The sequence below is a fragment of the Streptomyces sp. NPDC028314 genome, from assembly GCF_055565795.1.
Genome location: NZ_JBVHTP010000001.1, coordinates 357,626 through 382,151 on the forward strand (window position 1 = coordinate 357,626; position 24,526 = coordinate 382,151).

Annotated in this window: 22 protein-coding genes; 11 read left to right on the forward strand and 11 right to left on the reverse strand. The window is 74.0% G+C overall.

Features of this window, described 5'->3' with window-relative positions; translation table 11 throughout:
- Positions 1-7: 7 nt before the first annotated feature.
- Entirely contained in the window at positions 8-1,003 is a 996-nt protein-coding gene (locus ACZ4TG_RS01665; protein WP_468159308.1) for a GlxA family transcriptional regulator, read from the reverse strand.
- A gap of 137 nt (positions 1,004-1,140) precedes the next feature.
- On the opposite strand from ACZ4TG_RS01665, the gene ACZ4TG_RS01670 reads away from it, so the two are divergent.
- Together ACZ4TG_RS01670 and ACZ4TG_RS01675 are read left to right on the forward strand one after the other, a co-directional pair.
- Entirely contained in the window at positions 1,141-2,124 is a 984-nt protein-coding gene (locus ACZ4TG_RS01670) for an NADP-dependent oxidoreductase (protein WP_468159766.1), read from the forward strand.
- Complete coding sequence (locus tag ACZ4TG_RS01675; RefSeq protein ID WP_468159309.1) at positions 2,121-2,789, forward strand: alpha/beta fold hydrolase; 669 nt, start codon at positions 2,121-2,123, stop codon at positions 2,787-2,789. Before ACZ4TG_RS01670 ends, ACZ4TG_RS01675 begins: the two co-directional genes overlap by 4 nt.
- Before the next feature lie 17 nt (positions 2,790-2,806).
- On the opposite strand, the gene ACZ4TG_RS01680 is transcribed toward ACZ4TG_RS01675, so the two are convergent.
- Complete coding sequence (locus ACZ4TG_RS01680) at positions 2,807-3,568, reverse strand: SDR family NAD(P)-dependent oxidoreductase (protein WP_468159310.1); 762 nt, start codon at positions 3,566-3,568, stop codon at positions 2,807-2,809.
- A gap of 159 nt (positions 3,569-3,727) precedes the next feature.
- Between ACZ4TG_RS01680 and ACZ4TG_RS01685 the strand changes: the two genes are divergently transcribed.
- Positions 3,728-4,378 carry a class I SAM-dependent methyltransferase gene (locus ACZ4TG_RS01685; protein ID WP_468159311.1) on the forward strand — a complete coding sequence of 217 codons (651 nt, stop codon included), beginning with the start codon at positions 3,728-3,730 and terminating at the stop codon, positions 4,376-4,378.
- A gap of 16 nt (positions 4,379-4,394) precedes the next feature.
- Here the strand turns inward: ACZ4TG_RS01685 and ACZ4TG_RS01690 are convergent, their stop codons facing one another.
- Together ACZ4TG_RS01690 and ACZ4TG_RS01695 are read right to left on the reverse strand one after the other, a co-directional pair.
- A complete protein-coding gene (locus ACZ4TG_RS01690) occupies positions 4,395-5,771 on the reverse strand; it encodes a uracil-xanthine permease family protein (RefSeq protein ID WP_468159312.1) in 1,377 nt (458 codons plus the stop codon).
- On the reverse strand, positions 5,768-6,925 hold the full coding sequence (locus tag ACZ4TG_RS01695) for an aryl-sulfate sulfotransferase (protein ID WP_468159313.1): 1,158 nt from the start codon (positions 6,923-6,925) through the stop codon (positions 5,768-5,770). The genes ACZ4TG_RS01690 and ACZ4TG_RS01695 overlap by 4 nt, the downstream gene beginning before the upstream one ends.
- A gap of 145 nt (positions 6,926-7,070) precedes the next feature.
- Between ACZ4TG_RS01695 and ACZ4TG_RS01700 the strand changes: the two genes are divergently transcribed.
- Positions 7,071-7,637, forward strand: a complete 567-nt coding sequence (locus ACZ4TG_RS01700) for a helix-turn-helix domain-containing protein (protein WP_468159314.1) — start codon at positions 7,071-7,073, stop codon at positions 7,635-7,637.
- Between the two features lie 29 nt (positions 7,638-7,666).
- Here ACZ4TG_RS01700 and ACZ4TG_RS01705 read toward each other — a convergent pair whose 3' ends face one another.
- From ACZ4TG_RS01705 to ACZ4TG_RS01720, 4 genes are all read right to left on the reverse strand, one after another.
- Entirely contained in the window at positions 7,667-8,827 is a 1,161-nt protein-coding gene (locus ACZ4TG_RS01705) for an aminotransferase class V-fold PLP-dependent enzyme (RefSeq protein ID WP_468159315.1), read from the reverse strand.
- Between the two features lie 222 nt (positions 8,828-9,049).
- Complete coding sequence (locus ACZ4TG_RS01710) at positions 9,050-9,352, reverse strand: SHOCT domain-containing protein (protein ID WP_468159316.1); 303 nt, start codon at positions 9,350-9,352, stop codon at positions 9,050-9,052.
- A gap of 214 nt (positions 9,353-9,566) precedes the next feature.
- Positions 9,567-10,241, reverse strand: a complete 675-nt coding sequence (locus tag ACZ4TG_RS01715) for a response regulator (RefSeq protein WP_468159317.1) — start codon at positions 10,239-10,241, stop codon at positions 9,567-9,569.
- Positions 10,238-11,452, reverse strand: coding sequence for a sensor histidine kinase (locus ACZ4TG_RS01720; protein ID WP_468159318.1), 1,215 nt, complete (start codon positions 11,450-11,452; stop codon positions 10,238-10,240). The genes ACZ4TG_RS01715 and ACZ4TG_RS01720 overlap by 4 nt, the downstream gene beginning before the upstream one ends.
- Positions 11,453-11,679: 227 nt before the next feature.
- On the opposite strand from ACZ4TG_RS01720, the gene ACZ4TG_RS01725 reads away from it, so the two are divergent.
- The 4 genes from ACZ4TG_RS01725 to ACZ4TG_RS01740 all read left to right on the forward strand — a co-directional run bounded on the left by ACZ4TG_RS01725 (position 11,680) and on the right by ACZ4TG_RS01740 (position 17,624).
- Complete coding sequence (locus tag ACZ4TG_RS01725; protein ID WP_468159319.1) at positions 11,680-12,525, forward strand: hypothetical protein; 846 nt, start codon at positions 11,680-11,682, stop codon at positions 12,523-12,525.
- Positions 12,525-14,675 (forward strand): bifunctional serine/threonine-protein kinase/ABC transporter substrate-binding protein, encoded by a 2,151-nt coding sequence (locus tag ACZ4TG_RS01730; protein ID WP_468159320.1) that lies wholly within the window; start codon positions 12,525-12,527, stop codon positions 14,673-14,675. Before ACZ4TG_RS01725 ends, ACZ4TG_RS01730 begins: the two co-directional genes overlap by 1 nt.
- Positions 14,676-14,681: 6 nt before the next feature.
- Positions 14,682-16,913, forward strand: a complete 2,232-nt coding sequence (locus ACZ4TG_RS01735; protein WP_468159321.1) for a bifunctional serine/threonine-protein kinase/ABC transporter substrate-binding protein — start codon at positions 14,682-14,684, stop codon at positions 16,911-16,913.
- Positions 16,914-17,003: 90 nt separating this feature from the next.
- Complete coding sequence (locus ACZ4TG_RS01740; RefSeq protein ID WP_468159322.1) at positions 17,004-17,624, forward strand: L-threonylcarbamoyladenylate synthase; 621 nt, start codon at positions 17,004-17,006, stop codon at positions 17,622-17,624.
- Positions 17,625-17,647: 23 nt separating this feature from the next.
- Here ACZ4TG_RS01740 and ACZ4TG_RS01745 read toward each other — a convergent pair whose 3' ends face one another.
- Positions 17,648-19,453, reverse strand: coding sequence for a hypothetical protein (locus ACZ4TG_RS01745; RefSeq protein ID WP_468159323.1), 1,806 nt, complete (start codon positions 19,451-19,453; stop codon positions 17,648-17,650).
- An 80-nt stretch (positions 19,454-19,533) separates the two neighbouring features.
- On the reverse strand, positions 19,534-19,965 hold the full coding sequence (locus tag ACZ4TG_RS01750; protein ID WP_468159324.1) for a nuclear transport factor 2 family protein: 432 nt from the start codon (positions 19,963-19,965) through the stop codon (positions 19,534-19,536).
- Positions 19,966-20,058: 93 nt separating this feature from the next.
- Between ACZ4TG_RS01750 and ACZ4TG_RS01755 the strand changes: the two genes are divergently transcribed.
- Positions 20,059-20,628, forward strand: coding sequence for a PadR family transcriptional regulator (locus ACZ4TG_RS01755; protein ID WP_468159325.1), 570 nt, complete (start codon positions 20,059-20,061; stop codon positions 20,626-20,628).
- Complete coding sequence (locus ACZ4TG_RS01760; protein WP_468159767.1) at positions 20,615-21,430, forward strand: SGNH/GDSL hydrolase family protein; 816 nt, start codon at positions 20,615-20,617, stop codon at positions 21,428-21,430. Before ACZ4TG_RS01755 ends, ACZ4TG_RS01760 begins: the two co-directional genes overlap by 14 nt.
- On the opposite strand, the gene ACZ4TG_RS01765 is transcribed toward ACZ4TG_RS01760, so the two are convergent.
- Positions 21,427-23,064, reverse strand: a complete 1,638-nt coding sequence (locus ACZ4TG_RS01765; protein ID WP_468159326.1) for an AMP-binding protein — start codon at positions 23,062-23,064, stop codon at positions 21,427-21,429. The two genes, ACZ4TG_RS01760 and ACZ4TG_RS01765, sit on opposite strands and share 4 nt — an antisense overlap.
- Before the next feature lie 274 nt (positions 23,065-23,338).
- Between ACZ4TG_RS01765 and ACZ4TG_RS01770 the strand changes: the two genes are divergently transcribed.
- Positions 23,339-24,256 (forward strand): MurR/RpiR family transcriptional regulator, encoded by a 918-nt coding sequence (locus ACZ4TG_RS01770; protein ID WP_468159327.1) that lies wholly within the window; start codon positions 23,339-23,341, stop codon positions 24,254-24,256.
- Positions 24,257-24,526 lie beyond the last annotated feature (270 nt).

Below are 24,526 nucleotides of genomic sequence, written 5' to 3' on the forward strand. Positions count from 1 at the left end.
GGACGGCCTAGTTCGCCCGCGCGCGGAACGTCTGGCGGTACACCATCGGCGCCACCCCGATCGCGTGCGCCATGTGCCGGCGCAGTGAGGCGCCCGTACCCAGGCCCGCCTCCCGCGCGATCCGGTCCACCGGCAGGTCCGTGACCTCCAGCAGCCGCCGGGCGTGCTCGATGCGCTGCCGGGTCAGCCACTGCCCGGGCGTCATCCCGACCTCGTCGCGGAACCGGCGCGAGAAGGTCCGTACGCTCATCCCCGCGTGCCGCGCCAGCTCGGCCAGTGCGATCGGGCGGCCGAGCCGGCTCAGCGCCCACTCGCGGGTGGCCGCGGTGCTCGCCTGCGAGACCTCGGGCACCGGCCGTTCGATGAACTGCGCCTGCCCGCCCTCCCGCCACGGCGGTACGACGCACAGCCGGGCGACCCGGTTGGCCACCGCACTGCCGTGGTCGCGGCGCAGCAGGTGCAGGCAGAGGTCCACTCCGGCGGCGACCCCGGCGGCCGTGAGCACCTGGCCGCCGTCCACGAACAGGACGTCCGCGTCGACCCTGACCCGGGGGAAGGCCCGTTGGAAGTGTTCCGCCTCGTTCCAGTGGGTGGTCGCCCGGCGGCCGTCGAGGAGGCCCGCGGTGGCCAGGACGTAGGAGGCCGTGCACATCGAGACGATCCGCGCGCCCGCCGGGAGCCGGGACAGGGTCCGGGCCAGTTCGGCGGGCAGCCAGTCCACGGCGCCCGCGTCCGCGCCGTCCGCGCCGGGGCCGCATATGAAGGGAGGGATCACGAGGGTGTCGGCGGTGGCGACGGCCTCGCCGCCGTGTTCCACCGTGATGCCGAAGTCGGCGCTGGTGCGGACCGGGCGGCCGTCGAGGCTGCAGGTGAGGACCTCGTACAGGGGCGCGCCGTCCGGGCCTTCGGCCGTACCGAAGATCCGCACCGGGATGGTCATCTCGAAGGGGTAGACCCCGTCGAGGGCCAGGACGACGACCCGGTGGGTCCGCTCAGGAGGCATGGCCAGATCTTTTCACATCGTGTCACTCCGGCCACTCGTCCGCCCCGGACCCGATCGGCATCCTTGATCACATGACGACGAAGACACAGAACGAGCAGGTCGAGCAGGCCGGGCAGGCCGGGCAGGCCGGGCGGACCATGCGGGCCATCACCCAGACCGGTTTCGGCGGACCCGAGGTGCTCCGCCTCACCGAGACCGCGCGTCCCGAGCCCGGCCCCGCCGAGGTGCTCGTACGGATCCACGCCGCGGCCGTCAACCCCACCGACGTCTGGCACCGCGCCACCGGCGGCCTGGCCGGCGCCGACGTGCCGCCCGTCCCGCTCGGCTGGGACCTCTCCGGCACCGTCGAGGCCGTCGGCATCGGCGTCACCCTCTTCCGGCCGGGCGACGAGGTGTTCGGCATGCCCCGCCACCCCATCCCGGCCGGCACCTACGCCGAGTACGCCACCTCCCCCGCCCGGCACCTCGCCCACAAGCCCGCCGGACTCGACCACGTCCAGGCCGCCGCCCTCCCGCTGGCCGCCCTCACCGCCTGGCAGGCCCTGGTGGACACGGCCGACGTGCGGCCGGGGCAGCGGGTGCTGGTGCACGCGGCGGCCGGGGGCGTCGGCCACCTGGCCGTCCAGATCGCCAAGGCCCGTGGCGCGTACGTCATCGGAACCGCGAGCGCCGCCAAGCACGCCTTCGTCCGCTCCCTCGGCGCCGACGAGATGGTCGACTACCGCACCGCCGACTTCGCCGCGTCGGTGTCCGGCGTGGACGTCGTCGTGGACACCATCGGCGGCGCGTACGGCCCGCGCTCGCTGCGCACCCTGCGCCCGGGCGGCATCGTGGTCTCCCTCGCCTCACCGGGCGAGGGAGCCCTGGCCGAGGAGGCGGCGGCGCTCGGGGTCCGGGCGGTGTTCATGGCCGTGGAGGCCGACCACGCGGGCATGCGGGAGGTGGCCGCGCTCGCCGAGCGGGGTGAACTGCGCCCGCACATCGCCGAGGTACTGCCGCTGGCGGAGGCGGGCAAGGCGCACGAGCTCTCGCAGTCCGGGCGCACCACCGGCAAGATCGTACTGATCACCGGGGCAGCCGGGGCCGCCGGCGCCGACGCGATGCGGGGAGTCCGGGCATGACCACGTACGTCCTGGTCCCCGGCGCCTGGCACGGCGCCTGGACCTTCGAGCCGCTCGCCCGTGAACTGCGGCGCCTCGGGCACCACGCCTATCCGCTGAGCCTCACCGGACTGGGCAGCCGCAAGCACCTGCTGACCCCCTCGGTGAACCTGGACACCCACATCGCGGACGTGGTGAACCTGCTGGAGGACGAGGCGGTCACCGACGCCGTGCTGGTCGGCCACAGCTACGGGGGCATGGTCATCACCGGCGCCGCCGACCGGGTCCCGGAACGGGTGAAGGGTCTGGTGTACGTGGACGCGATGGTCCCGCAGGACGGTCAGTCCACCTGGTCCCTGGTGACGGAGAACGAGCGCGCGTGGTACCTCGACGGCACCGGCGAGAACGGCTACACCAGCGCCCCGCTCCCCTTCTTCGACCCGCGCGCCACCCCGCATCCGCTGGCCTCGCTGCTCCAGGCGGTCCGCCTGGAGGGCGACCTGGACCGCTTCGCCGAGAAGTCGTACGTCTACGCCACCAAGTGGCCGACGCCCTCGCCGTTCGCGGCCCTGTACGAGCGGCTGAGCGGCTCGCCGCAGTGGCGCACGCACGCCGTCGAGAGCGGCCACAACGTGATGCGGGAGGCGCCGCAGGAGCTGCTGGAGGTGCTCCTGAGCCACGGCTGAGCGGCGGGGCGCTCCGGTCAGGTGCGCAGGTACGAGGCTCCGTTGACGTCCAGGATGGTGCCGGAGGACCAGGTGGCCTCGGGGGAGGCGAGGTAGAGGACGGCCGAGGCGATCTCCTGCGGTTCGGCCACCCTGCCGAACGGGCTCTGGGCGCTGATCTGTTCGCCTTCGGGCGAGGTGAGACGGCCCGCGACCCGTTCCGTGGCCACGAAGCCGGGCGCCACGGAGGCGACCGCGATGCCGTGCGGTGCCAGGGAGACGGCGAGGGACTGGCCGAAGGCGTGCAGGGCTGCCTTGGTGGCTCCGTACGCCGGGTGGTCGGGCTCACCCCGGAAGGCTCCGCGCGAGCCGACGTTCACGATGCGGCCCGCCCGGCCTTCGTCGATCATCCGGCGGGCGGCGCAGTAGCTGATGTTGACGGCGCCGAACAGGTTGACGGAGGCGGTGCGCTGCCAGGCTTCCTGCCACTGGGCGTACGAGGTGGTGGGCAGCGGGTGGCTGATCATCACGGCGGCGTTGTTGACCAGGACGTCCACACCGCCGAGAGCCTCGGCGGCTTCGGCGACGAGCTCCTCGACACGGGCGGGGTCGGCGAGGTCGCCGCTCAGCAGCACATGGCCGTCCCCGGGCAGTTGCGCGAGGGTCTCCCGCGCCTCGGACACCCGGGTGGAACAGTGCACGGCGACGCGGTCCCCCCGCTCGGCGAAGGCGGTCGCGATCGCGCGCCCGATTCCCCGGGACGCCCCGGTGACCAGTACGCCCCGGCTCGCTGTGCTCATCCGACGTCCTTCCGCCCTTGTGTGATCTCGAACTCTGTTCCAGCGTCACACCCGTGTCAACATCCGGTTTCCCGTGCCCTCCCCCGGGCACGAACCCCACGGCGTCACGGGCTCGTCCGGGGCGCTCGCGCGGCAGGGACCGAGGAGTGAGGGGCGCCGATGAGTGACCGGAAGACCGCGGCCGAGGTGTTCGACGAGGTCGGCGGGCGGTACGAGGAGGTGTTCGGGCGGGTGCCCGGGCAGCTCGCCGCGCTGGACTGGCTCGCCGCCCGGCTCGCCCCCGGCGCCAGGGTGCTGGACGTGGGCAGCGGCACCGGTCGGCCGACCGCCGAGGTGCTGGTGCGGGCCGGCTGCGCCGTGACCGGCATCGACGTGTCGGCGGAGATGGTCGGCCTCGCCCGGGAGCGCGTACCGCGGGCCCGGTTCGAGCAGGCGGACGTACGGACGTACGAGGCCCCGGATGGCGGCTTCGACGCGGTGTGCGCCTTCTTCCCGCTGCTCGTGATGTCCCAGCGGGAGGTGGCGGCGGCGCTGGAGCGGATGGTGTCGTGGGTGGCGCCCGGCGGGTACTTCGTGATGGCCACGGTGCCGGGGGACATCAGCGACCTCGACATCGTGTGGATGGGGCACGAGGTCACCGTCAGCAGCCTGGCCGCCGCGGAGTACCTGCGCAGGCTGGAGTCGGCCGGGCTGGAGGTGCTGGAGCACCACACGGCGGTGTTCGTGCCGGGCGAGGGGTCCGCGGGGGAAACCGCCGAGCCCGAGGAGCACTTCTTCTGCCGAGCCCGCCGCCCCGGCCCGCTCCGCTGAGGGGGCTGTCCGGCCCTCAGGACCGGGCCTGTTCCTTCCCTTCCCGGTCGGGGTGTTGATGCCGATCCGGCGTCGCGTCCGTGCCGGGGGCGCTTCGCCGGAACAGCGCGTGGAGCAGTACGGCGGTGAGGGTGCCCGCGACCACGGCGCTGCCCAGGATCGTCCGGGTCCAGCCGGGAAAGCCCTGGTAGACGTCGGGTGCGACGACGGGCAGCAGTCCGGCGGTGAGGGCCAGGGCGATCACCGTGGAGTTGGTCTTCTCGCCGGGGGCCGCGCGCGTCAGCATGTCGACGCCCATGACCGCGATGATCCCGTAGATCACGAGTGCGGAGCCCCCGACCACCGGGGCCGGTATGCCGGCCAGCAGCCGTGTGAGGGGAGCGAGCAGCCCCACGGCGACGAGCAGGACGCCCGCTCCCGCCGTGACGAAGCGGCTGCGCACTCCGGTCAGCCGGCCGATGCCGATGTTCTCGGCACTGGTCACCAGCAGCGAGGTGCCGAAGAGCGCCCCGAAGACCGAGACCAGCGCGTCGGCCCTGGCCACCCGGGGCACGTCGGTTCCGGGGTCGGACGCGCGTCCCACGGTCTCGCTGTTGAGGACGGTCTGGCCGGTGATCTCCGCGAGGGTGGTGAGGCTGAAGACCAGCAGCGGCAGCGCGGCCAGCAGGTCGAAGTGCGGCGCACCGTACGGGAGGATGCGCGGCAGCGCCAGTCCGCTGCCGGCGGCGGGCTCGAAGCCGCCCAGCCCCGTCGTGACGGCGATCAGGGTGCCCGCGCCCATGCCCAGCAGCACGGCGGTCTGCCGCCAGACCCCGCGCAGCAGGAACAGGAGCAGTACCGTGCAGCCGATGGTCGCCGCGGCGAGGATCACGGCCGAGGGTGCGGCGTACCCGGGGGTCCCGCGCGGGCCGGTGATCAGCTGGGCGGCGACCCGGATCATCGCGATGCCGATGAGGAGCACGGTGGTGCCCATGACCAGCGGTGGGAAGAAGCGCACGATCCTCGCGTAGAACGGCAGGACGGCGAAGAGCAGCGCGGCCGCGAGGATGACGGATCCGGTGGCGGTTGCGGGGCCGTGGTCCTTGGCGATCTGGAGGAAGAGGGCGGTGGCCGCCCCGCCCGGCAGCATGACGAACGGCAGCCGGGCGCCGATCCGCCAGGGCCCGAGGGATTGCAGGAGCGCTCCCGCTCCGCACAGTACGAGGGTGGCGCTGAGCAGGGACGCGGTGCTCGCGGCGTCGAGTCCGAGGGCCTGGCCGGTCAGGAACGTCGTGGAGACGGGTGCGGCGACCATGGCCAGGACGTGCTGCGCGGAGAGCGGGGCGAGCCGGGCGAGCGGCAGCCGTTCGTCGACGGGATGCGCCTTCGCGGGCCGGATTCCGGCGGTGGTCACGATGCGGCCCCTCTGTTCAGCCACGGCAGTTCCGGCGCGGTGTAGCGGTACGCGCGGAAGACGGCGTTGTGCTCGGCCGGGAACAGGCCGCGCACCTCGGACTCCTGGTAGCCGCCGAAGTACGGGCTGATGTACTCCCAGCACAGGTAGCCCTCGGGTGTCACCTCGAAGAGCCGGCCCGAAGGGGAGTCCGTGACGAGGGTGTTGCCTCCGGCGAGGCGCTGGGCGCTGCCCATGAAGGGGGCGAAGAAGGACTCGCGGGCGGGGTCGTGGTACTCCCAGACGATCTTGCCGGAGGAGCGCTCGATCTCGATGACGCGGGAGTACGGGACGTCGGAACCGGGGCGGAAGACGCCGTTGTCGAAGACCAGCACGTTGCCGTTGTCGAGCTCGGTGGGCGCGTGCTGCTGGGAGACCACGCCTGGTTCGGTCCGCCACAGGATCTCGCCGGTCTCGCGGCTGATGACGACGACGGCCGAGACGCTGCGCAGGCTGGCGAGGACGTTGCCGTCGGCGAGCGGGATGACGCTGTTGATCAGGGGCCAGTGCTCGCGGGAGTAGTCGGGGTGCAGCGCGTACTCCTCGCGGTCGAGGTGTTCGGCCGCGCTCCAGGACCAGCGTACGTGCCCGTCCGCGTCGACCTCCCTGATGGTGTCGGCCCACACCGTGCCCTCGGGCTCCGAGCCGGGGACGCCGCCCCGCACGCTGTCGGCGTCCGCGCCCCGCAGCGGTTCGAGGGCGGTGTACAGGACGCGGCCCTCGCCGAGGTGGTGGGCGTCGTGGTGCTGGAGCGGGTCGCGGTGCTCGCGCAGGACGGTGCCGTCGGGGGCGGCTTCGAGCATGACGCCGCCGCGGTACTTGTGCCACATGGGGAACAGTGCGGGCTGGTCGGGGAGTACGCCGCTGTACGCGAGGTTGCCGTTCGCGAGGATGCGGGCGTGCCGTCCGGGCCGGTAGGGCAGCTTCCACTCGTGGGCGACCCGGCCGTGGGCGTCGATCAGGTACACCTCGCCCGTGCCGGTGAGCGGGGCGAAGAGGGTGTAGCCGCCTTCGGAGGCCTCGGGGTCGAGGGCGATCAGGCCGGTACCGCGACGGCGGCGCGCGTTCTGGTCGACCCGGGACGGGCCGGCGGTGCTGTGGTCGACTGGGGACATGCGGTCCTCCTGTGAAACTTTCTTTGATGGGATCAATCGACTTAGAAGCTAGCGCCGGAGTGTTGCAGCACTGTGAAGGCAGTGCGAAACCCTCGGCTGACTGCGAGAGGATGATCCACGCAGCGGACCGGAAACGAGGGAGCACGTGACAGACGAACCGCCCGCCCCCCTGATCGGGGCGGGCATCCGCAGGCGGCGCAGGGCCCTGGACCTCACCCTCGCCGAGGTGGCCGGCCGGACCGGGCTGTCGTCGCCGTTCCTCAGCCAGATCGAGAACGACCGGGCCCGCCCCAGCATGCGTTCGCTCCAGCTCATCGCCGACGCGCTGGCGACCACGGCCGTCCAGCTGCTGACCGCCGCCGAGCCCCCGCGGCGGGTGGACATCGTGCGCGCCGACGCCGATCCCGGGCTCGATCCGACGGCCCGCGTACGTCCCCTCGTACGCGGGCAGCAGCAGATGCACGCACTGGAGTTCACCGGGGACCATGACGCGGACCGCGCGTTCCGGCACCGCAACGACGAGCTGATGTACGTGGCCGACGGCAGCGTGGAGGTCGAGGCCGACGGCCGGGCCCACCGCCTCGGCCGGGGCGACACCCTCTACCTCACCGGCGGGGTGCAGCACCGCTGGCGTGCGCTGGAGGAGGGCACCCGGGTGCTGCTCGTGGCGGTCGCCGACCACATCGAGACGACCGTGGACCCCCGGGCGTGAACCGGCGGTCCTGAACCGCCCGGGCGCGGTCAGGCCGTGCCGAGAACCGTGTCGAGCGCGCCGAACAGCCGGTCGACGTCCTGGTCGGTGGTGTGGAGGTGAGGGCTGATCCGGATCGCGGAACCACGCGCTCCGACGTATACGCCGGCCTCCCCCAGGGCGCTCACCACGTGGTCGCGGCTCTTCTCGGGGACGACCACGCCGAGCATGTGCGGGCCGCGGGCCGCGGGCAGGGGCAGGTCCCGCTTGCGGGCCTCGGCGGCGATGCGGCCGGTGACCGCCTCCAGGGCCCGGGCGATGCCGGGAACGGTCCAGGCGGTCAGCTGTTCCAGGGCGGCCACGGCCATCGGGGCGACCTCGAAGGCGGTACGCCCGCCGACGTCGAAGCGCCGCGCGCCGGGCTGGTAGGTGGCGCGGTAGTCGACGAGCCGGGAGAACTCCTGGGCGTCCTCGCGCACGATCCAGTTCTCCTCCAGCGGCCGGCCCTCGTGGTGGGCGGGATCGACGTAGAGGTAGCCGTGGCCGAAGGGGCCGAGCAGCCATTTGTAGCCGACGCTGACGAGGAAGTCCGGCCGCACGACGCGCACGTCGAGCGGCATCGCGCCCGCCGACTGGCTGGCGTCGACGACCAGCGCGGCGCCGGCCTCCCGGGCGGCCGCGGCGATCCGCTCCAGGTCCAGGGCCGCGCCGTCGGTCCAGTGCACCTGGGGCACGGAGACCACGGCCACGCTGTCGTCGAGCCGCTCCAGCACCGCCTCGGTCCAGGTCTCGCCGGGCTCGCGCCGGACGGTGAGCATCTCGGCGCCCGTGCGTTCCGTGAAGCGCCACCAGGTGTAGATCCCGGACGGGTACTCGTCGGCGAGGACCAGGACGCGGCTGCCGGCCGCCGCGGTGAGGTTCGCCGCCGCGACCGCGAGGCCGTAACTGGTCGCCGGTACCAGGGCGATGTCGTCGGCGGTCGCCCCGATCAGGCCGCCGAAGAGCGCTCGGCGCCGCTCGGCCACGTCGAACCAGTCGTCGGCGCCGATCCGCCACGGCTGGGCCCGCTTGTGCAGGGCCAGACCGCCGGCCACGATCCCGGCGCGCAGGGTGGGCGCGAGGCTGGCGGTGTTGAAGTAGGCGATGTCGTCGGGGATGTCGAACAGTTCGCGGGCTCCGGCGAGTGGTGCACGGTCGTCGGACGGGATCATGACGTGCCTTTCGGAGCGCAGCAGGGCGCCGGGGCGGACCCCCGGGGCACACGGACCGCTCCGAAGGTACGCCAACACCGCCCGGGCCGCCCGGGACACGGGCGGCCGCGGGCGGGTCCGTATCTCTCCGTCCCTTGCTCCGAGCGCCCGCGGGCGGGGCTCCTCGAACGGTCCGACCGGGAGCGGACCGGTACGCGCGGTGGTGCGAGCCAGCGGAGCCGGTCAGCCGACGCCGCCCTTGCCCTCCGGGAAGGCGGTACGGCCGAACTGCTCGTCCAGCACCGACAGCCGCCGCCAGTACTCGTCCTCGTCGATCTCTCCGGAGGCGAAGCGCCGACCCAGGATCGCGATGGGCGAGTGCTGGCCGTACGCCCCCCGGGTCGCGGCCCACGGACCGCGCGGGCCGCGTCCGCCGCGCCACACCGTGCGGCGCAGGACCGTCACGACGCCGATCACGACGGCGGCCCAGATCAGCGGGAGGAAGAGGATCCACGGGCCGGGCCCGTCGTACGCCAGGGTGTTCATCTCGTTCAGCTCCTCGGAAGCGGTTGATCCGTCACTTCCGAGACTCGCCCCCGCGGGCGCCCCGGTCGTCGTACGTCCGAGGGCAGTTCGGATACCCCGGGGGGAGTACGCGACGCCGCGCGCGGCAGCGGCAGCGGCAGCGGCAGCGGCAGCGGCAGCGGCAGCGGCAGCGGCAGCGGCAGCGGCCACCGTCCCGGATCGGCGCCCCGGGCCTTCAGCCGAGCCAGCCGGGCCGGACCAGCCCCGACTCGTAGGCCAGTACGACCAGTTGCGCCCGGTCGCGGGCGCCGAGCTTGACCATGGTCCGGCTGACGTGCGTCTTCGCCGTCAGCGGGCTGACCACGAGGCGGCGGGCGATCTCCTCGTTCGACAGGCCCATGCCCACGAGGGTCAGCACCTCGCGCTCCCGTCCCGTGAGCCGCTCCAGCTCCCCGGCCGCGGCGGCCGCCTCGGGGGCCCGCGAGCGCGCCGCGAACTCCGCGATCAGACGGCGCGTCACCCCGGGCGACAGCAGCGCGTCACCCGCCACCACGGCCCGCACCGCACGAAGGAGTTCCTCCGGTTCGGTGTCCTTGACGAGGAAACCGGACGCCCCGGAGCGGATCGCCTCGAAGACGTACTCGTCGAGGTCGAACGTGGTGAGCATGACCACCTTGACCGAGGCCAGCGAGGGGTCCTCGGTGATGGTGCGCGTCGCCGCCAGCCCGTCGAGCCCCGGCATCCGGATGTCCATCAGGGCGATGTCGGGGCGCAGCGCGCGCACCAGGCGCACCGCCTCGGCCCCGTCCGCCGCCTCGCCCGCCACCTCGATGTCCGGCTGCGCGTCGAGCAGCGCCCGGAAGCCCGCCCGTACCAATTGCTGGTCGTCGGCGAGCAGTACGCGGATCACCGGTCGTCCCTCCGTGCGGCGTCCCCGAGCGGTAGCCGGGCCACGACCCGGAAGCCGCCGTCGGGGCGGGGGCCCGCCTCGATCGTGCCACCGAGGGCCGAGGCCCGCTCGCGCATCCCGATGAGCCCGCGGCCGCCGCCTCCGGCGTCATGGCCGGTGGCCGGGCCGTCGTCGTCCACGCTCAGCTCCAGCAGGCCGGGCAGCCGGGTGATGCGGATCGCCGCGGCGCGCGAACCGGAGTGGCGGACCACGTTGGTGAGCGCCTCCTGCACGATCCGGAACGCGGCGAGGTCCACCCCGGGCGCCAGCCCGCGCGCTCCGGACTCCCCGTCCAGGGAGACGGTGAGCCCGGCCGAGGCCGCCTGGTCGACGAGTTCGGGCAGCCGGTCGAGCCCCGGTGCGGGGGCTCGGGGAGCCTCTCCCGGCGCGCGCAGGGTGTCCAGTACCTGCCGGACCTCGCCCAAGGCCTCCTTGCTGGCCGATTTGATCGTGGTGAGCGCGCTACGGGCCTGCTCGGGATCCGTGTCGAGCAGGGCCAGGCCCACGCCCGCCTGGACGTGGATGACGGAGATGCTGTGGGCCAGTACGTCGTGCAGCTCGCGGGCGATCCGCAGCCGCTCCTCGTCCACCCGGCGCCGCTCGGCCGCCGCCCGCTCGGCGCGGTCGCGGGCCCATTGCTCACGCCGCACCCGGACCGCCTCGGCGGCGGCGAGCACGGCGATCACCCAGGCGGTGACTGCCCCCTCGGTCCCCCACTGCGCGGGCCCGTCGCCCGGCGGCGGCAGCCACCGGTAGAGCCAGTGCCCGATCAGCAGGTGCCCGGCCCACAGCAGGCCGGCGGCCGTCCACGCGGCGTACCGGTGGCCCGCCACGACGGCGACCACGCAGGCCAGGGCCACACTGAGGAAGACCGGGCCGTAGGGGTACCCGCCGGCCAGGTAGGCCAGCGCGACGGCGCAGACCCCGAACACGACGGGCACCGGGAACCGGTGACGCAGGACGAGCAGCGCGGGCCCGAGCAGCAGCAGGACCCTGCCGAGCACGCCGAGCGGCTCCCGGCCGGGCTGCGCCTGCTCCGCCCACCCGGTGCCGACCTGCGCGAACACCGCCACCAGCAGCGAGGACCGCCACGGCAGCCGGTCCTGCGCCGTCCGCTCGTTCCGCTCCGCCCAGTGCCGCCGCTCAGTCCAGTGCCGCCGCCGCTCCGCCATGCGGCCACGCTAGACGCGCGCGGCCGTCACCGTCGTCCGCCGGGCGGGGCGATCGCGCGTACTCCCCCGGGAGTACGCGCGGGACGAGGGCCCTGCCCCGGCGATCGTCCGCGCGGCGGAGGGCGGCGCCCGCGCCGCGGGCGCTGCGGGGACCGGGACCCGAATGCCCCAACCTCCCTTGTCCATAAGCTATTTGCCGGATCACGGCCCGGGGTACGATCTGCGCCGTGGGGGGTCCCGGTTCGTACCGACGGAGTTTCGCGCTGCGCGCATGCGGCTGCGTGGCGGCGGGGGCGCTCGTGCTCGCCGGCTGTGCGGCGGACGGGGCGGGCGCCGGACCGAAGTCCGCGGGCAGCACTCCGCCCGCCACGCCCGCCGGTACCGGCGCCCCGTCCGCCGCGCCGGGCAGCGCCGGCGTACCGCTCGTGCCCGAGCTGGATCCGGGCCGGCAGCCGAAGAACGCCGCCGAGGCCCGCACGCTGCTCGGGCGGATCGTCATCGACCAGGACACCTTCGGGCCCGAGGTCGTACGCAGCGCCCCCTTCGAGAGTGCTCCCGGCCGCTGGCCGGTGCTCGACCAGGGCTGCGTGTGGCAGTCCTCCGCACTCCCCGAAGACGTCCTGGCGACCAGCACCCGCTCCTTCCACGTCCCCGCGGCCGACGGCCACGGCCGGCTGAAGCTCAACGCCACGGTCACCGTCCACCGCAGCCGCGAGGAGTCGGGCTGGGAGACGGCGCGCGCCATGGAGGAGGTGCTGCGCTGCCCCGCACAGCTGCTGCGCGAGGGCGAGGAGCTGAAGAACCTGCTGGGCGGCTCCCTCTACCTCGGCGAGCAGATGAACGGCTGGACCGAGGACGCCTTCACCGAGTCCGGCCAGTACGTCAGCGCGGAGGCGGGCGGCCAGCCGCACCTCTACGTCTGGTCGCAGGCCCAGTTCGGCCCGGTCACGGTGGCCGTGGCGGGCAAGGGCGCGGCCGGGTTCACCGACGAGGCCCTCAGAGCGTTCATCGTGCAGGGCACCAGCCGGATGCTGCTCCAGGTCAAGCAGGAGCTGGGAAAGGCGGTCGGCTGATGGAGCGGCTCCAGCCCTCGGACCCGTCCCGGATCGCCGGCTACCGCCTGCTCGGGCGGCTCGGCGCGGGCGGCATGGGCGTGGTCTACCTCGGCCGTACGGACGACGGTGCGCTCGCCGCCGTCAAGGTGATCCGGGCGGAGTACGCGGACGAGGCCGACTTCCGGGCCCGGTTCCGCCGCGAGGCCGCCATCGCCGCCCGGGTGGACAGCCCCTGGGCGGTACGGGTCACCGGAGCGGACCCGGACGCGGCCGAACCCTGGCTGGCGACCGCGTTCGTGCCGGGCCCGTCGCTGGCCGAGGCCGTCGCCGCGCACGGGCCGCTCCCGCCGCGTGCCGTACGCGTCCTCGGCAAGGCCCTGTCCGGAGCCCTCGGCGTGATGCACGGACAGGGCCTGGTGCACCGGGACGTCAAACCCGGGAACGTGCTGCTCGGCGTGGACCGGCCCCGGCTCATCGACTTCGGGATCGCGCGGGGCGCCGAGCACACCGCCCTGACCTCCGCCGGCGTCATCCTCGGCACGCCCGGGTTCCTCTCTCCCGAGCAGGCCCGCGGGCTCCCCGCCGAGCCGGCCGGCGATGTGTTCTCCCTCGGCTGCCTGCTCGCGTACGCGGCCACCGGCCGGCTGCCCTTCGGGACCGGCCCCGTGGACGCGGTGCTCTACCGCACCGTCCACGACGAGCCGGAGCTGGGCCCGCGGCTGCTCGCCGACCCCGAGCTCACCGCCCTGCTGCGGGCCTGCCTCGCCAAGGACCCCGGCGCCCGCCCCACCATGGCGGAGCTGGGCGCGGCGCTGGCCGGGGACGACCCCGGCGAGGGCACGGACTGGCTGCCGGACCCGGTCGTCGCCACCGTCGCCGAGCGCGCCGCCGAGCTGCTCGCCCTGCCCGGCGTCGAGGAGACCGTCGCCGATCCGGCCGGGGAGCGCGCCGGACCCGCGCCGTCGCGCAGGCGGTTCCTCGCCCTGGCGTCGGGCGGGGCGCTGCTCGTGGGCGGCGGGGGCCTGGCCGGATGGCTGGCCCTGCGCGGGGACGGCAGCCCCGCGCCGTCGGCCGGTCCGGCGCCCCGCCAGTGGGTGATCGGTGTGCACGGCGATCTCTCCGGTCGGCAGCAGTCGGCCGGGCAGGCTCAGGAGCGCGGGGTCCGGCTGGCCGTCGCCGCCTTCAACTCCCGTACGGACAAGCCGTTCACGCTGACCGTCGCGACCGCCGACGACGCGGGCAGGGCCGACCGCTCCTCCGCCGCCGCCGAGGGCCTGATCGGCAACCGGGACGTGCTCGCGGTGATCGGCCCGACCGGCAACGACTCGGTGATCCCCTGTCTGGAGCTCTACGGCGAGGCCGCGTTGCCCCTGCTGACGGTGTCGGCCCTGGCGACCACCTACAGCGTCACCGACCGGCGCAGCTTCTTCCAGATGTGCCCGATCACCCTGGGCCAGGGCTCGGCCGTCAACGCCCAGCTGGCCCAGTACCAGGGCGTGCGGCGGCTGGGGGTCCTCTGCGACCGCGACGGGGACTCGGACGGGTGGCAGGCCGTCCAGCACCTGAGCCGCACCCTCACCCTCTTCGCACCCGAGGCCACGCTGTACGCGCGGGTCGTGCCGCGCGGGGTCGGGGACCTGTCGCCGTTCGTCGCCGACATACTCGCCCAGGGTGTCGGCGGCTTCTTCTACGCGGGCACCCCCGCCGGCGCCGCGAAGGTGGCGAAGGCGCTGGCCGGCGCCGGGTTCAAGGGCCCCCGGGCCGCCGACTACACCGTCGTCGGCGCCGAGTTCATCGCCGCCGCGGGCCCGGCCGCCGAAGGCTGGCAGCTCCTCGCCCCGTACACGGGCCCGGAGTCCCCCGCCGTCGCGGACGTGGCCCGCGCGCACCGGGCGGCGTACGGCTCGGCGCCCGGCATCTGGACGGCGGAGGCCTACGACGCCACCGGCCTGGTCATCGACCGGCTGGTGACGGCCGCGCGCGGTGGCGGCCGCCCGTCACGCGCCGAACTGCTGGCCGCCCTCCGCCAGGGTTCGTACCGGGGTCTGACGAAGGAGTTCACCTTCGACGCGTACCAGCAGGTGAAGGGCAACGTCTACTTCCACCACCGGGTGGACGGCGGCCGGATCCAGTACGTGGGCCCGGCCCTCGAACTCCCCGCGGGGTAGCGCCGCATGAAGCCCCTCACCCCTTCCGACCCGGCCTCGGTCGGCGGCCACCGGCTGCTGGGGCGCCTGGGCTCGGGCGGCATGGGCAGCGTGTACCTGAGCCGCTCCCCGGCGGGAGCCCTGCTGGCGGTCAAGGTGATCCGCGCCGACCACGCCGCGGACCCGGCCTTCCGGGCCCGGTTCCGCCGGGAGGCCGAGGCGGCCGGGCGGCTGTCGGGGCGCTGGGTGGTCCCGGTGGTGGCCGCCGACCCCGAGGCGCGCGAGCCCTGGCTGGCCACCCCGTTCGTGCCCGGGCCCTCGCTGGCCGAGGCGGTGGGCGGGTACGGTCCGCTGCCCGTGGACAGCGTCCGGATCCTGGGGGTGCGGCTGGCAGAGGCGCTCGCGGAGGTGCACGCCGCCGGGCTGGTGCACCGGGACGTGAAGCCTGCCAACATCCTGCTCGCGCCGGACGGGCCCCGGCTGATCGACTTCGGGATCGCGCGGGCGGCGGGGGCGGTGACCCTGACGGCGGTGGACGCGATCATCGGGACCCCGGGGTACCTGGCGCCGGAGCAGGCCCGGGCGGGCGGCGCCGTGCCGGGCCCGGCGAGCGACGTGTTCTCCCTCGGGTGCGTGCTGGCGTACGCGGCGACCGGGCACGGCCCGTTCGGCGGCGGGCACGCGGCCGGGGTGGTCTTCCGTACGGTGCACGACGAACCCGCGCTCGAAGGGGTCCCGGGGCAACTGCTGGAGGCGGTCGCGGCCTGCCTGGCCAAGGACCCGGCCGAGCGGCCGACACCCGCACGGCTCCCCGCGCTCCTCGGCGACGAGGTGACGGGCACAGGAGGCGGAGCCCCGGCCGGGCTGGGCGCCGGGGACCGGCCGGGCCGCGGGGAGTGGCCGGGCCGCGGGGAGTGGCTGCCCGCGCCGCTGTCCCGGCTCATCGCGGAGCGGGCGACCGGGGCCCTGGACCTGCCCGCCCCCGAGCCCACCCGGCTCGACGCTCCGCCCGCGGACCCCCGGACCCCCGGCCCCGAGCCGGCCCGGCAGCTCGTCACCCGGCGGCGGCTGCTCACGGCCGGCGGGGCCCTGCTCCTCGCGGGCGGCCCCCTCGCCTGGCTCGGCACCAGGCAGTGGGGTGGCCGCGGGTCCCCGCCGCCCGGCGACCACGGCCTGCCCACGCTCACCCTGGCCCTGCTGGCGGATCTGACCGGGCCGGGCAAGGCCACCGGCCTGGCGCACGAGCGCGGTGTGCGGCTCGCGGTGGAGCGGCACAACACGCGGGCCGACGCCGTCTTCCGGCTGGCCCTGCGCCCGGTCGCCGACGACGGGGGTGACGCCGCGCGCGCGGCGCGGGCCGCCGAGGAGCTGATCGCGGACCCGGCGGTGGTCGCGCTCATCGGCCCCACCTGGGACGCGCCGGTTCCCGCGCTGGCGGCCGCCTGCCTCGCGGCCGACCTCACGATGCTGCTGGTGTCGGTGAACAGTGCGCAGAGCACCCAGGCGCAGTGGCGGACCCTGTGCGACACCCGCGCGACGGCGGAAAGCCTCGGCCTCCCGGTGATCCACTACCTGTCCCGGGCGCGGCCGGTGCACCGTACGGCCGTGGTGGAGGACGCCGTGGCCGGCCAGCCCGGCTGGCAGCTCACCCGCGCCCTCCAGGCGAACCCTCCGGCGAAGGGGACCGTGAGCGTCCACCGCATCCCGGCGGGCAGCTCCGATTTCGCCGCGGCCGTGCGCGACCTGACCGGGGCCCGGGCCGAGGCCGTCGTGTTCGCGGGCACCTCGCCGGAGCGCGCCGGGCTGCTGGCCCGGGCGCTGGCCGAAGCCGGGTTCCAGGGGCCACGGATGGGGATCGGGCAGGCCATGGAGCCCGGTTTCATCACGGCCGCCGGCCCCGCGGCGGAGGGCTGGCTGTTCGGCGCCTTCTTCACGGACCCGCTGGCGGTGCCCGCCGCGGCCGGGTTCGCCACCGCGCACCGGGCCGCGTACGGGGAGCCGCCCGCCCGCTGGGCCACCGAGGCATACGACGCGGTGGGGCTGGTCGCCACGGCCCTCACCGGCCTGGAGGGGGAGGGCCGCGACCGCTCGGGGCTGACCCGCCGGATCTTCCGGACGGCCCATCAGGGGCTGGCCAAACCCCTCGGCTTCGATTCCGGCACCCACGCGCTGACGGGGAGCCGTATCGCCCATCTGTACCAGGTGACGTCGGGAGTCTTCCACTACCGGGGGATCTACTCCGACGTCAGCACCCCTTAGGGGTGTCCTGGTAACGACGGGTCGGGACGCCGGGTGCGGACGGCGGGTCCCGGGCCGAACCGGAGCGTCCGGATCGCGTAGTCTCGGCGGATGGCGAAGTACTTCGACGTGCACCCCGAGAATCCTCAGCAGCGGTCCATCGGCAATATCGCCGACATGATCCGCTCCGGCGCGCTCGTCGCGTATCCGACTGACTCCTGCTACGCGCTGGGATGCCAGCTGGGCAACCGTGACGGCCTCGACCGGATCCGGTCGATCCGGCATCTGGACGACCGCCACCACTTCACGCTGATCTGCCAGAACTTCGCGCAGCTGGGCCAGTTCGTACAGATCGACAACGACGTGTTCCGCGCGATCAAGGCGTCCACCCCGGGCAGCTACACCTTCATCCTGCCGGCCACCAAGGAGGTGCCCCGGCAGCTGCTCCACCCGAAGAAGAAGACGGTCGGTGTCCGCATCCCCGACCACTCCGTCACCCAGGCGCTGCTGGCCGAGCTCGGCGAGCCGCTGCTGTCCAGCACCCTGCTGCTGCCGGACGAGCCCGAGCCGCTGACGCAGGGCTGGGAGATCAAGGAACGCCTCGACCACGTGGTGGACATCGTGGTCGACTCGGGCGACTGCGGGACCAGGCCGACCACCGTGATCGACTTCTCCGGCGGCGAGGCCGAGATCGTCCGCCGGGGCGCGGGCGACCCGGCACGCTTCGAGTAGGTCCGGGCCCGGGCCGTCTCTTCCTAGGCCGGGCCCTCCCCCCTGCGGACCAGCCGCCAGGCCTCGGTGAACAGCTCGGGGAGCGTGCCCGGGAGCAGCTCCACGGCCGTCACCTCGCTGCCGTCCTCGCTCAGCCGCGCGCCGATCAGGGGCGCTTTCCAGCACTCCATCGGCGGCAGCGGCTTCTTGGCGTGCGCCCACGGGCCGGGCAGGAAGTGCGTGCGTCCCGCGCGGGCCCGGCGGTCCTCCACCGCCAGGCCGCGGGCCACGAGCTCCGCGGCGGCCGCCTTGTGGCGGGCCGGTGTCCAGGCGTTCCAGCGCCGCACGTTGCGGTCCGACGGCACGGGGAGCAGCAGCAGCTGGAGGTAGAGCGCGGCGGCGTCCTCGGGCAGGTCGAGGGTGGTGGCGACGTCGGCGACCAGGTCGGGGGCGCAGGCGCGCGGGTCGGACTCGTAGCGGCCGGGGGGCAGGTCGTCGGCGGTGATGCGGACCATGACACGGTCGCAGGTGCCGTCCGTCAGCCAGTCCCGGCGCCCGCTCCCCCGGTTGCCGCCGATCACGCCCGCCTGGAGGATCCGGGCCGGCGAGTCGCTGCCGGCCAGCACCTCGCGCAGGTGGCGGACGGCCTCCGGCGCCCCGGCGCGTACGGGGTCCCCCGCGGGGAGGTCCGCGTACGCCCACGGCAGGCCGGCGAAGACGGCGTCGAGGACGCTCCTCGCGTCGTGCTCGCTCATGACGTCCCACGCCGTGCGCAGCTGGCGGTGCTCGGACGGGCAGGGCCAGAAGCGCAGGTAGAAGCCCGGCGGAAGGGTGGCGTTCGGCGGGTCGAGGAAAAGGTGGCACAGGTGGGCCGCCGGTATCCCGGGCTCCAGGGCGACCGCGGCCTGCCAGGAGCTCCACGGCGCGGGCGGACGGGCGCCGTGCTGCTCGGCCCAGGCCGCGGCGGTGCGCTCCGCGACGCGGCCGAGGCCGCCCGGCTCCCACAGGTCCACGGGGTCAGCGGGCAGCACGTCGGCGAGCAGGGCGAGCCGCTCGTCGTTGCCCAGCATCGACAACTCTTCGCGCGCCGATTCGAGTTCGCCGCCTTTGAAGCCGAACGCGGCGCGCTCGTGCTCGTCGAGGTAGGGCGTGTAGTAGCTGCCCGCACCGGGGTTGCCGGACAGGACGAGGGCCGCGGCGGGGCGGCTCAGGCCGGTCGCCTCGCTCAGGGCGAGGGCCGCGGCCGCGTCCCCTGCGAGGGGGCCGCGCTCCCGGACGAGCTCCACGAGGCGCAGCAGCTGCTCGGGGGTGCCCCAACCGCGGTGGCAGTCCGCGGCGTAGAGCGGTTCCTCGGGCTTCTCGGGGCGCGGGGCACTCTCGCCGCCGGGAAGCACGGCCTCGAAGTAGAGGGTCTCGCGCGCGGCCGGCAGGTGCAGGCCGAAGGAGGCTCCGCGGTCGTCGCGTACGGTGAACGAGGTCGTGCCGGCGAGCCGGCCCAGGCGGAAGCGGTAGGCCGGGTCCGCGAACGGCGTCCGCGCCCACATCTCCAGGAAGTCGAGCAGTACCTCGCGCCGCTGCGGCCTGGTCGCGGCGGCGGCCGCGCGCAGCGCGAGGGCGCCCGGGCGCCCTATGAGTGCCGTCCAGCTGCCCGCCGCGGGCGGACGGACCTCCCGGTCGCCCGGCTCGGGCGCCCAGCTGCCGTCGATGTAGCTGCCGATGCGCCTGATGTCGGCGAACGACTCCTCGTTCCAGCAGCCCGAGGCACCGACGAGCCCCTGCAGGGCGGCGGATGCGGCCAATCCGCCCCACCTGCGGGGGCTACGGGTTGCTGCCGTGTCGATCTCGTTCATGCGTCCGATCATGGCGGACGGCACTGACAACGGGCCGCGCGGCCTGCCCCACGGGCCGCCGCCGCCTGGGGGACTCCGGTTCAGCGGTCGGCCGGGGCCGGGACGAGGCCGTCGGCGATCAGGCCTGCCAGGACCGCCTCGCCCAGGGCGTGGACCGCGGACTGGGGGCGGACCATCACGGTGAACTCCTTGATGCGCTCGTCCTGGTCCAGGTGGAGCATGTCGATGCCGTGGATCTGCCTGCCGTTCACGATGGCCCGGAAGGGCAGGACCACCGCCGGGGCCTCGGCGTCGTCCGCGCTGGTTTCGACGGCCCCGTCGAGCCGGCCGACGTAGCGGATGTCCTCGAAGGTGCGCAGGAGGACCCCGAAGAGCCCCAGCACCATGGCCTTGCCCTCGAACGGGGTGAACTTCACCGGGCTGTAGAGCCGGACGTCCTCGGTGAACAGGTCGTCCAGAGCGCCGAGGTCGCGGCTGTCGACGGCGGCACGGAAACGGTCTGCGGTGCTCATGTCTCCCCCTTGCTAGTCATCAATGCGATTAGTCATTTTCTTGACTATCATGGATGCGAGGTTCCTGAACAGAGGCGAGGAGGGGGTGGTCCGATGGCTCTGCGTCATGCCGTGCTCGCGGCCCTGGTCGACGATGAGTTGAGCGGGTACCAGCTGGCGAAGGCGTTCGGCATGGGCGTGGCGAACTTCTGGCACGCGCTGCCCCAGCAGCTGTACGCCGAGCTGACCAAGCTGGAGAAGGACGGGCTGGTCTCGGGCCGGGAGGTCATCCAGGACACCCGGCCCAACAAGCGGCTGTTCCGGGTCACCGACGCGGGGCTCGGTGAGCTGGAGCAGTTCGCGGCCGCCGCCACCAAACCCTGCTTCATCCGCGACGACCTGCTCGTCAAGGTGCAGGCCGCCGACCATCTCGACGCCGGGGTGCTGATCGGGCAGCTCGCCGAACGGACCGCCTTCGCGGAGTCCCGGATCGAGCTGTTCGACGCGCTGCTGAAGAAGATGCGGGGCGACCGCGGCGAGGCGGAGTTCCTGCGCCACGGCGAGCGGATCGGTCCGTACCTGACCTGCCTGCGCGGGCTGGAGTTCGAGCGGGCCAACCGGAACTGGTACGAGCGTGCGATCGAGATCCTCCGGGAGAGGCAGGCCGATGATGCCGAACAGTGAGTACCTGCGCTACGTCGCCCTGGGCGACAGCCAGACCGAAGGGGTCGGGGACGGTGACGACACCACCGGCCTGCGGGGGTGGGCCGACCGGCTCGCCGAGCGGATGGCTGTACACAACCCGGCGCTCCAGTATGCCAATCTGGCCGTCCGGGGCCGTGTCGCCGGGCAGGTCCGCGAGGGGCAGCTGCCGGCCGCGCTCGCTCTGCGGCCCGACCTGGCGACCGTCGTCGCGGGGGTCAACGACCTGCTGAGGCCCAAGTTCGACGCCGACGAGGTGGCCGGTCATCTGGAGGCGATGTTCGCGGCGCTCACCGCCCAGGGGGCGCACGTCGCGACCGTCACCTTCCCGGACGTGGCCCGGATGATCCCGGTCGCCCGCCCGGTCAGCTCCCGCGTCACGGCCCTCAACGACCGCATCCGGTCGGCGGCGCAGCGGCACGGGGTCACCGTCGCGGAGACGGCCGCCCACCCGGTGGTCAGCGACCTGCGGCTGTGGAGCCCGGACCGGCTGCACGCAGGGCCGCGGGGCCACGACCGGATCGCGGCGGCCGTCGCCCATGCCCTCGCCCTTCCGGGCAGCGACGACTCCTGGACCCACCCACTGCCCGGCCCCCGGCCGGTCGCCCCAGTCGGCCTGCGCGCCACCGCGATCGAGCTCCGCTGGGCCGCCGCCTTCCTCGGTCCCTGGCTGGGCCGGCGCCTGCGCGGCCGGTCCTCCGGCGACGGCCGCACGGCGAAACGCCCGCACCTCCTGCCCGTGACCGCCGCCGCCCCGACGGCCACCTCCACCGAGAACCTCTAGTCGGCGTCCGGCTGCGGCGCCAGCAGCCGGACCGCCATCTCCCGCATCTCGATCTTCCGGATCTTCCCGGTGACCGTCATGGGGAACTCCTCCACGACGTGGACGTAGCGCGGGATCTTGAAGCGGGCCAGCCTGCCCTCGCAGTAGGCGCGGACGGCCTCCGCGGTCAGCGGCTCGGCGCCCTCGCGCATCCGCACCCAGGCCATCAGCTCCTCGCCGTACTTGGGGTCGGGTACGCCGATGACCTGGACGTCGAGGACGTCCGGGTGGGCGTGCAGGAACTCCTCGATCTCGCGCGGGTAGAGGTTCTCCCCGCCGCGGATCACCATGTCCTTGATGCGGCCGGTGATGCTCAGGTAGCCGTCCTCGTCCATGACCGCAAGGTCGCCGGTGTGCATCCAGCGGGCCGCGTCGACGACCTCGGCGGTCCGGTCCGGCTGGGCCCAGTAGCCGAGCATCACCGAGTAGCCGCGGGTGCAGAGTTCGCCCGGTTCGCCGCGCGGCACGGTCCGGCCGGTGCCCGGGTCGACGACCTTCACCTCCAGGTGCGGTCCGACCCGGCCCACGGTGGACACCCGGCGTTCGACGGAGTCGTCCGCCCGCGTCTGCGTGGAGACCGGCGAGGTCTCCGTCATCCCGTAGCAGATGGACACCTCGGTCATGCCCATCCGGTCGATGACCTCCTTCATCACCTCGACCGGGCAGGGGGAGCCCGCCATGATCCCGGTCCGCAGGCTGGAGAGGTCGTACGTGTCGAAGGCGGGGTGGGCCAGTTCCGCGATGAACATGGTGGGGACGCCGTAGAGGGAGGTGCACGACTCCGCCTCGACGGCGGCCAGGGTGGCTTCCGGTTCGAAGGACGGGGCCGGGATGATCATCGCGGCGCCGTGGCTGGTGCAGGCCAGGTTGCCCATGACCATGCCGAAGCAGTGGTAGAACGGCACCGGGATGCAGACCCGGTCCTGCTCGGTGTAGTGACACAACTCGCCGACGAAGAAACCGTTGTTGAGGATGTTGTGGTGCGACAGCGTCGCGCCCTTGGGGAAGCCGGTGGTCCCCGAGGTGTACTGGATGTTGACCGGGTCGTCCGGGCTCAGCGCGGCCTGCGCCCGGGCGAGTTCGGCCGGGTCGCCGCGCCGGCCGTCCTCCAGCAGGGAGGTCCACAGCGGACCGTCGAGCAGGACCACGAACTCCAGCTCCGGGCACTGCGGCCGCACTTGGTCGATCATGCCCGCGTAGTCGGAGGTCTTGAAGCGGTCCGCCGCGACCAGCAGCCTGATCCCGGACTGCTGGAGCACGTACTCCAGCTCGTGCGAGCGGTACGCCGGGTTGACGGTGACGAGGATCGCCCCGATCTTCGCGGTGGCGTACTGCACCAGGGTCCACTCGGCCCGGTTCGCGGCCCAGATCCCGACCCGGTCGCCCTTGGCGATGCCGAGAGCGAGCAGCCCGAGCGCGAGGGCGTCCACGTCGGCGGCCAGTTCCGCGTACGTCCAGCGGCGCCCGGCGGCCATGTCGACCAGGGCGTCCCGCCCGGGGTACCTCCGCACGGTGCGGTCCAGGTTCTCCCCGATGGTGTCACCGAGCAGCGGCACTTCGCTGACCCCGGACGCATAGCTCGACGCGGCAGACACACGTACCCCCTGGACTCGGTGGCGGGCGCGGGGACCCGGCGGGCCGGCGCCATCTCATGATCCCCGCCGCCCCGGCCGGGGGCCACCCCCCGGCACGCCCGGAAACGAGGCGTTCCGGTCGCCGTGGGGGCCGCGGTCCGCGCATAGTGCCCGTATGACGTGCCCCGCCGGGTACGGTCCACAGCGCGGGCGCCGGGCGGCGGGACTCGCCGCCGGTCGGCCACCATGCGTGAGCTATGTTTGATCAAGAGTGACAGGAGAAGGAGGCTCGCCGGTGTCATCGGGGCAGCAGGCACGCGCACAGGCGGCCGCGATCACGCCGAGCGGGCAGCCGTCGGACCACGAGCGCGCTCCGGCGGAGCGGATCCGCGCGCTCTTCGACGGGCGCCGGCTCTCCCCGGGCCAGCGGCGGATCGCGCAGTACCTGATCGACCACCTCACCGAGGCCGCGTTCCTGTCGATCACCGAGCTGGCGGAGCGGGTCGGTGTCAGCCAGCCGTCCGTGACCCGGTTCGCCACCTCCCTCGGGTACAGCGGCTATCCGGCGCTCCGGGACGTACTGCAGCCGATCGCCCTGAGCGCTGTCGCGGGATATCCGGAGAGCCGCGAGCAGATGCGGCACAACGAGCTGCAGGCGGCCGTCGACGCCGAGATCGAGAACCTGGAGAACGTACGGCGCCTCCTCGCCGACACCGATCAGGTGCTGACCATCGGCCGGGACCTGGCCCTGTCGGTCCCGCTGACCGTGCTCGGCCTGCGGATCTCGGTGTCCCTGGCGGAGTACTTCGCCTACGCGGCCCGGCGCATCCACCCCGACGTACGCCTCGTGACGGGCGGCGGCAGCGTCGCCTACGACGCGCTGCTGCAGTCCCGGGCCGCCGGGGGGACCTGGGTGCTGGCCTTCGCCATGCCCCGGCACGCCAAGGAGACCCTGGCGGCGCTGCGGGCGGCCAGGAGCGCGGGGCTTCGTATCGCGCTGATCACCGATCCCACGCTGGGGCCGCTGGTGGACGAGGCCGATGTGGCGCTGACCGCCGGTACCGGGTCGCGCCTCGTGTTCGACTCGTACGCGGCGCCGGGAGTGCTGTCCGCCGCCCTCCTCCAGGCGATGGCCGACGCGGATCCCGAGCGGACGCAGGCCCGGCTGGAGGGCTACGAGCAGGTCGCCGACCTGCACGGCTTCTTCCTGTAGGGCCGACTTCCCGCCGATTTCATTCGGGGTCCATTCACACCCAGGCCATGCATGAAATTTTTCATACACTTGCTTACTCAACGGTATATATGTTTACTGAGGCGCGGCCGGGATCCATCAGATGCCAAGGAGGGCGTCCCCACGCCATCCCAGAACGAGCACTCAGCCGCGCGCGCTGCCTCCTCAGTCCGCTTCGGAGTGCTCAATCCGGGCTTTCGGATCCCGCAGACCGCCGTGGCGGCCTCGATCAACCCCTGGGTCGAGGCCGCC